This is a genomic window from Leptolyngbya sp. FACHB-36, from assembly GCF_014695955.1.
GTDB lineage: Bacteria > Cyanobacteriota > Cyanobacteriia > Leptolyngbyales > Leptolyngbyaceae > FACHB-36.
Map to the genome: position 1 here is coordinate 1 of NZ_JACJPG010000412.1, position 7,840 is coordinate 7,840.

The following is a 7,840-nucleotide window of genomic DNA, read 5'->3' on the forward strand; positions in this document are numbered from 1 at the left end:
CGCTCCTTCGGACAGGCTGAGACCGTAAAGCTCCCGCATCAACTGGCTTAGCCGTTGATAGCTGATGGCATGGCTGTAGCGCAGATAAGTCACTAGACTCGCAACACTGGTGCTAAAGGGAGACCTTGGCTCCAAACCGACCGGAACAGGAGCTTCATACGCCTGTTGGCAACACGGACAAACCCCGCTGTAACGTTCAACCCGGGTGATATGAGGGGTGAGCGGTGGCAATTCAATGCGCTCGTAAATCCCACTCAAGCGCTGCGTTGATGGGTTAACTTCGACTCCACAGTGGGGACTTGGCTTGGGCAACCACGACTTGATTCGGCTGTTGGCTTAATGCTCGCCCACCGTTACGATGACTCCCCGTTTCCTCGCCATTGAGGGGAGTGGACTCAGCACTGCTCTGATTTGGCTTGAAGCCTTTGGAGGGAGGCAAACTGGAATTACGCGACGTTTTCTTGACCTGTTTTTGCTTCAGCTTTTCCACCTCTGAGCGCAACGTTTGCAACTCCTGCCACAGTCCTTGAATCAGGGCATCCTTTTGGGCGTGGCTTAGTTCATCCAAAGGGGGCAGTTCCTTCATGGCAAAAGCGTATCATCTCCTGTCAAAAGCCTGCTTAGGTCAATCTAGTTGAGCAATTACGAGTAAACAGGCTTCCCCAGTTCGTAGCCCGTGCCGGAACATTAACAGCAGCCTTACTTTCACAGTCCTTTTCACCAAACATCCTGAAACTGGTTTATGTATTTGAAGAAGGCATTTTAAGGTGTGCACATTTACTTATCTGGATTGCGATCGTTCTCTGCCTTAACCCTTCCAGCCACAAACGCCCAAATTACCAGTCCAACTAAAAGCATCACCCACCCCTGCCAATTCGATAGGTCATACTCATCGCCACGTCAGTACACAGCCACTAGACTCATTAGTATTTCTCTTTACTGAAGCTGCTTTCGGACCCAGCGTCGAAAAGCTCGAATCGCTGGAGCCGTGCCTGCTGTGCGACTCATTTCTAAATACTGAGAAATGCCTGTCAGTACCGGAAGATTGGGAAACATTGGACTCGTTTGTGACTCTACATATTTTCCGGCTTGCAGCACATTAATTTGCAGTTTACGGTTTTGATAGCGCCAGATCTCCGGCCCTTGCAGCGCTTCATACGCGCTGAGTCGAGTTTTTGAGGTGACATCAATTTCGATCGCCAGATCCGGAGGGGGGTCGATCGTCAAATCAATTCGATCTCTACCAATCATCAGCGCATGATTTTGAATGTAAAAACAATCATCGGGTTCAATACCGACTGACATTTCCTCACGCCGAAACGTCGTTGAGCCAAGCGACTCCCAATTCATATCCAACTCATCGAGCAGCGCTTTAAGCAAATCCCCGATAACGACTTTAGCTTTTTCATGTTCTGGTAGCGGAGCCACAATCTCTAGGGTTCCTTCGCTGTAGGCTAAACGGGTCGATCGATGTTCCCCCAGCTCCGCCAAAATTGCTTCATATTCTGCCCACTCCACATTGCGAAACAACACGCGCTGACCAGGTGGAATGTCTAACTGTCTCAGTTGCAGTGTCACCATGATTGTTCATACGGGGGATTGTCCCTGCTCCCACAGTTGTTTCCAATCATAGTTCACGCTTGTCACCCCAAAATCGGGTTGCCGCTGAAATGGCTGCTGCACATAGCGCACTGCGCAGTCGCTTCCGTACGCACCACCTACTTCTCGCAATCGAAACACATCACCCTCCGGAGATTCTTTCGACTGGGGAACCTACACCAGCGCCAGCACAAAACTGCCTGCATCGCCAGCAACTCAACCCGTTTCGTTGCTCCGGCAAACAGGTCAGGCGCAGCTTGCCGTTTGCCTTGCAGTCGTTGAAGTAATCCAATCGGTACAATCAGAGCAACTCACTGACGAATTACGCCAGTTCTTCCGTTACCACCCGTCGCAAAATTTCGGTCACTTCCGCTGCCATACGGGCATCGAGCCAGCGGGCTTCCTCGTCTAGATCCCGCTCGCCCGTGGGTTTCAACTTTTGCGCGGCTGCACGCAGGGTCAGGGCGATGGTTCTTAATTTGGCTGGCAACCCTTTGGACTGAGGACGATCGTCGATAAATTGCACCAGCGCTGTGTAGCATAACTCTGTGCGGCGGCGGCGATCGGAGGAGCCAAACCCCAGTTTTGACAAAATCACTGGTGCTCGGATGCTGTCGATCAGACCCAATGCCTGTAGCGCCACATCAACATATCGAGCGGAATCATAGCCCAAACTTTTCACCACGGCTTCTAGGCTGTGCCACTGAGCGGCGGGCAATCTAGACCCCGGAGACAGGTGCAGATGCCATCCCAGCATAGAGATGAGCCGCGTCAGGTCATAGGCAGAAATTAGATTTTCCCCTCCTGAACCAGCAGGCTGAGCGCGCAGAATAATTGTGGTCCCCGCTTGCAAGACTGGCTCTTCGATTAAGGGCGCTTCGCTATAGTAGCCGCGAAACTTTAAGCTTTTGTTGCCTGTCAGATTGGCAAACCACTGTTCTAGACTTGCCAGTGAACTAAACCGCTTCAAGGTATCCGACAGTTGATTGGAGATCATCAGGTCGTGTACCACGTCATCTTTGCGGTAGCTGACGATGTCGATCGCCGCTTCAATAAACTCCCAAGCGTCGGTTGGAGATTGGGCGGCTCGAATTAAACAGTCCTGAATCCGAGTGGTGGCTGATTTGGCATTGGCTTGCGAAACGACGTTCAACATCGGTACCAGTTTGGTGGCGCTCCAGAATTGCCCCAATGTCAGAGCATTGCGCCCCAGCCAATGCGCGTTCATCTGCCCATTCACAACGCTGCCTACACACACGCAGGCTTCCTGAATATCCGCATGCAAAAACCCCAGCCCGGTCTGATCGATCGGTGGCATGATACCCGTTTGGGGATAGAGACTGAAGGTGACGGTTTGTTGGGTGCTGGATAGTTGAATGGTTTTGCCCATTGAAACGATCGTACGTTGATCGGGTAGTTGCCGCAGTCGATCGGGATACACCGCAACTTGGTTAGCGAAGGCTGAGTCAGTCACGCCGCGATCGAGGAAAGCGAGTTTATTTTGATCAAAACCGGGCTGCGTGGCGGCAATGAGAAAGCGATTAAATACAGCGGCTCGATCTTTGGCTGCCTCTAGAGCAGCTTGATTGATGACTTGCACATGCTCGGCAAAGGCAAACCAGGTGGCAAAGCCGTGCAACGGTTGCTTGAGTGTCACCTGAAGATGCTGGTTGGCGGCGGGTGCTGAGGCGCTTAGCTCCAGCGTGGCATTAAGCGGCAGTGCATATTTGGCGTCTGGAGGCAAAGCTGAGGCTTGTTTGAGCGGATCGCGCTTGAGAACGGTTGGTTTTACGGCCTTGAGAATTAGCATCGCGATGGCTCCCAGTAGCAATACCCTGCTGCATTGTACTGGGAGGCAGGGGGTGGTCAGTAAAGATGCAGGGGAAGATCGAAGTCTTGACGGACAGGTGTTAGATGACAGCCATTTTCAGGCTTCACGACAACTAGAGCATCGTGTTTGAGGTGAACAGACTTGAATTCTTTAGCGCGATCGGTGACGATGTACTCCGGTAGTCCACAAGCTTCCCATCTCTGTTTAAGTTGTTCTTGGTGCCTTTCCAAGCGGCTTGCCCACAACTGGATTTTTTTGCTTGTGATCATCAGAGGCTTGCTGGACATCTTCAATTGCATCAAGCTTCCGCATCAGCGCCCGTCGTTTATCCAAATCCTTTTCCCCTACTCTCCGCAACAGTTGCAAGCATTGATGAAGTTTGAGTAAACCTTGGCGCACAAGTCGAACTCATCGTTTGATTTTGCGTCACCTAAGTTATCACCGCATTCCCAAACGTGAGGGCAGAGACATGGCACTAGGAATCAGACGAAGCACAGGGTTAATGGTTATCGCTCTGCTTACGGTGCTATTGCCCAGTGAGCCAGGATTTGGAAAGGAAAGAAGCGAGTCTAAAGCTCCTTTAGTGGCTGAGATTGCGTTTCAATATGCCGCAATTGATCGATCGCCAGCGGCTGTGAGAGTGTTGGACCAAGCGCTATCTCTCACAGAAACCATGCAGAGTGACTGCTACAAAGCCACGCCGATGATGCGGGTTGCCAACGGCTACACGCTGGCAGGTCAAGCGAGTAAAGGGCAACAACTGCTCACAAAAGCGTTCCAGATTGGGCGGGCTCAGACGCTCGCGAACTGTACCCTCAGTGCCACCTCACCAGAAGAATCATTGCTCAACAGAGCGGGTGAATACGCAAAAGCAGGCTATTACGATTTTGCGCTGGCAATTATTCGAGGAGTAGATAACTGGTTTCGCCCGATCGCAATGATCAGAGTGGTTGACTCGTATCAGAAAGATCAAAAGCCTGAGCAAGCGAGGCAAGTTTTAGACGAAGCGATTGCCTTTACTCAACGCAATCCAGATCTCCGAATGCGGCGACAAACTATCTTGGGAATTGCCTTTGAACTCAAGCGCACCGGGCAAACAGAATTTTTACCAGTCGTGCTTCAGCAAGCTCTAGAGAGTATCCGCGCTCGTCCTCAGTCGCAATCGCAAGAAGATATTTCCTGGGATATCACGCAAACCCTTCAAGTTTCCGATTTGATGATTGGGAGTGGACAGAAACCGCAAGCGATCGCGCTACTCAATCAAGTTCTACCGGAACTTCAAGCCCTGAGATCGACTCGGTTTCCCTCCGAACCAGTCCATCTTCTCAGCAAAGCTGCGACTCAGTACGCAGCCGTAGGGGAATTGAGTCAAGCCAAGGCGATTTTAGCGACCGCTCAATCGAAAGCACAGGCATTAGCCCCCTCTTCATTTCGCAATTCTGCCGTTACCCAAGTAGCCAGAGGATATGCTGAAATTGGACAGCTTCAGACTGCGCGTCAGTTAGCAGGTCAAATTAAAACGCGGACAGACCGAGAGCAAGTGTTGCAAGCGATCTCGCTGCAGTATGCCAAAGCTGGAAACGCTGCTGAGGCGGTGAAGGTGGCGCGATCGCTCTCAACTACAAAAAACTTGGCTCTTTCTGAGATCGTCAGACATTATCTGACAAATCAGCAGTATGACCAGGCGTTGCAAATTGCTCAACGGGAGCGAGTTCAAGGCATCCTTCCTGACGTCGCGCTTGCTTATGCTGAGGCAGGAAAACCACAGCAGGCCAAGCAAATTGTGCAGTCGATTCCATCGCCGTCTAAGGATCCTGCTCATTTAGATTGGTTGATGCCTGCTTTAGCTCGATCATTCGCTCAAACTGGACAATTTGACCAGGCATTACGAGTTGCCCAAGCGACACAAACGAAAATGTATAAGAGCGCCGCACTGACCACGATCGCGACCCAGTATCTTGCCAAAGACAGAGTTGCAAATCGAGCAAAAGCGACTGAAATCCTGGATCAAGCTCTTGAGGTTGCGCTGTCGATCAAGTAGCAAAATTCTGTCTTCGCCGTGCAGAGGTTCTCAAATTTGAGCGATCGCATTGGTCCTGCAATCGGTGATCAGTTGCTTGAAGTAAGCAGGAATGGTTGATGGTTGCCAAAAAGAGGCATTGTCAGCAATCTAGCTGGGCGATGGCGTAACCTTCAGGTACAAATCACAGCAGCGTTAGTTGAGCCTCTTGCACAGCTACCTGCGATCGGCGCTGGGACGTGGAACGAGGGTTGACGCCAACAGGAGCCATAAACCACGTTCGCAGCGCTGTTGCTTGCTCCAGATCTAGCGCATCGAGATCAAGTCCAGCCGGAAATAGATCGCAATCAGGAAGGGTCGCCCACCCAACCTCACTCTCATAGCGATCGGCTCCAAACGGAACAACACTCTGCGGTAGGCGAGTCAGGTAAGGAACGATGTTTCCCTGCTTCATGAATACCTGACGCCGTTGTTCAAGCTGCTGAATTCGCCGCGCTCTTGCCTGCTGATAGTTCACGATCGGCAGCGGATAGTCTTTGACCAGAAGCGGTAATCCTAGATGTTCGGTAGGCAGGTGCCTCAGTTCTGGAACCCACTGCTGGATGAACTGCCCCTCAGGATCAAAGCGCTTAACTGCCACTTGTCCAGGGTTGTAGATGCGCGTCCAGCTCAGGTCGATGGCGGACGTAATCCCAGCTTGCATTGCCCATTGGTAGTGGTCGATCGGGCAGTCTCCATCGATCAGATGTCGCATGAAGTGCAACGCGCCATATCGCCAATCAATGCCTAACAAGTTGCTCAAAAAGCTGGCGTAGCACGCACGGGTACGGAAGTTGAGTGCTTGCCACCCGCCAGTTGCCAAGAGGCAGCGAGCCGCGGCATCAATGATGGGAAAACCGGTATGTCCTTGCTGCCAAGCTTGGTACAGCGTCTCATCAAACGCCTCATCCGCTTCCTCAAATTCCTGATAGAGCGATCGCACTTCAAGTTGTGGTAGGTAGCGGAATCGCTGAGCAAAACCGCTGTTCCAGCGTAAGCGGGAGATGAACTGTTTGCGACTGCGCTGAATGCGCTCATCCGGCATATTCTTCAGGAGCTGCACGGTTTGATAGCATTCTCGCAGCGAGATTACGCCAAATTTGATGTGCGGACTCAGCCCGGATGTGGCTTCTGCACTCGGGTAGGAAAGCTGCCAATAGTAGCGGGTTGTTTTCTGTTCAATGAATTGCTGGAGAAGTTGTCGGGCTGCCTTGGTGCTAGCAGGCGGGAGGGGCTTACCATCATTGAGGTGTCCGACTGCTGCCAAGGAGGGGATAGGATCACTCGATACCTCGGGGGGAACCTGGATGCGGCTTGGAGTCGGGACGATCGCCGCCTTCATGTCGCCGTACCACACCTCCCGATACTGCTGTGCAGTGACGAGATCAGCAACGGTGCCAAGTGGCTCGAACCAGCGGATCTTAAGCTGCTGCTGAGCCAAGGCTCGATTGAGACGCGCATCCCGGACTCGACCGTAGATGCGTTCAAAGTCGGTGTAAGCATAGACTCCCTCGGCTTGTGTTTCTCGAATCAGCTGCGGCAACACGTCTACTGGATTGCCCGATCGCAGAATCAGTCGTCCTCCTCGTTCTCGTAGGTCAGCGTCAAGCGATCGCAAGCACTCCAGCATGAAGGCGACGCGAGCAGATGCGGTTTCAGGATGGTGCAGTAACGCGCGATCAAGAATGAAAACGGGAATGACTGCTCCGCGTTGAGCGGCACGATAGAGTGGTGCATGATCAGCAATTCGGAGATCGCGACGAAACCAGACGATCGTGCGGTTCATAGGGACAGATTAGAGACCAACTTCAGCCTAGCAAAAGTTAAGTGAGGGGATTATTTGAATGGACTTTGGCATTGCTGAATAGTGGAAGGAATCAAGTAGGAATCGGGACATCCCAAAATCGCAAGTAGTGAAGTAACAAGCAGATTAAATGCCTCAGCATTTTTTTTGACTTGGAATAGCACAGTGTTTTGCGATGTAGTCGTGTAAATATGCCGCAAGCGTGTATTTTCACCGTCAACTCGGGTTATAGTGGGTCGCCTAGTTTGCAGGAAGACACGGGCACAGTTGCGCCCCGGAAGTCCAGAAACAGAGCCGCCCGGGTGCGTTCCGGCTCCCGTTAGGAACAAGTTGTCGATCGGGGTCTTGTAGTTTGTCAACTCAGGCAGCGGACGGAAGCACATCATCTGAATCAAAGGTCATGTCGAGATGATAATAGTTTCCTTTGAGCATGCCTAAGCGATTCTCCAACTCAGGCGGGCTTTCCACGTGACGTGCAATGATGGCGTTTTTAAGGTTGGGCGCGTAGTCTGCCAGTTTATCCAGCACGCGATCGACGACTTGATTC

At 51.9% G+C, this 7,840-nt stretch carries 7 protein-coding genes and 2 pseudogenes; 1 reads left to right on the plus strand and 8 read right to left on the minus strand.

Annotated elements, in window-relative coordinates:
* Positions 1 to 274: 274 nt before the first annotated feature.
* The 5 genes from H6F43_RS11565 to H6F43_RS11585 all read right to left on the minus strand — a co-directional run bounded on the left by H6F43_RS11565 (position 275) and on the right by H6F43_RS11585 (position 3,717).
* Positions 275 to 586, minus strand: coding sequence for a hypothetical protein (locus H6F43_RS11565; protein WP_190342917.1), 312 nt, complete (start codon positions 584 to 586; stop codon positions 275 to 277).
* 350 nt (positions 587 to 936) lie between these two features.
* Complete coding sequence (locus tag H6F43_RS11570; RefSeq protein ID WP_190342918.1) at positions 937 to 1,581, minus strand: Uma2 family endonuclease; 645 nt, start codon at positions 1,579 to 1,581, stop codon at positions 937 to 939.
* A gap of 6 nt (positions 1,582 to 1,587) precedes the next feature.
* The gene (locus H6F43_RS11575; RefSeq protein ID WP_190342919.1) at positions 1,588 to 1,740 is read right to left on the minus strand and encodes a hypothetical protein; all 153 of its coding nucleotides are present in this window, start codon (positions 1,738 to 1,740) and stop codon (positions 1,588 to 1,590) included.
* 181 nt (positions 1,741 to 1,921) lie between these two features.
* Positions 1,922 to 3,409 carry a hypothetical protein gene (locus H6F43_RS11580; protein ID WP_190342920.1) on the minus strand — a complete coding sequence of 496 codons (1,488 nt, stop codon included), beginning with the start codon at positions 3,407 to 3,409 and terminating at the stop codon, positions 1,922 to 1,924.
* A 56-nt stretch (positions 3,410 to 3,465) separates the two neighbouring features.
* Complete coding sequence (locus tag H6F43_RS11585; protein ID WP_190342923.1) at positions 3,466 to 3,717, minus strand: hypothetical protein; 252 nt, start codon at positions 3,715 to 3,717, stop codon at positions 3,466 to 3,468.
* A gap of 182 nt (positions 3,718 to 3,899) precedes the next feature.
* Between H6F43_RS11585 and H6F43_RS11590 the strand changes: the two genes are divergently transcribed.
* On the plus strand, positions 3,900 to 5,471 hold the full coding sequence (locus H6F43_RS11590) for a hypothetical protein (protein WP_190342921.1): 1,572 nt from the start codon (positions 3,900 to 3,902) through the stop codon (positions 5,469 to 5,471).
* Positions 5,472 to 5,634: 163 nt separating this feature from the next.
* Here the strand turns inward: H6F43_RS11590 and H6F43_RS11595 are convergent, their stop codons facing one another.
* The 3 genes and pseudogenes from H6F43_RS11595 to H6F43_RS23110 form a co-directional block, all read right to left on the minus strand.
* Positions 5,635 to 7,275: a deoxyribodipyrimidine photo-lyase gene (locus tag H6F43_RS11595; RefSeq protein WP_190342922.1), complete on the minus strand. Its 1,641-nt coding sequence runs from the start codon at positions 7,273 to 7,275 to the stop codon at positions 5,635 to 5,637.
* A gap of 91 nt (positions 7,276 to 7,366) precedes the next feature.
* Positions 7,367 to 7,523, minus strand: a pseudogene (locus H6F43_RS11600) (IS1 family transposase); the annotation flags it as partial.
* Between the two features lie 15 nt (positions 7,524 to 7,538).
* Positions 7,539 to 7,840: pseudogene (locus tag H6F43_RS23110) on the minus strand (NAD(P)/FAD-dependent oxidoreductase); the annotation flags it as partial.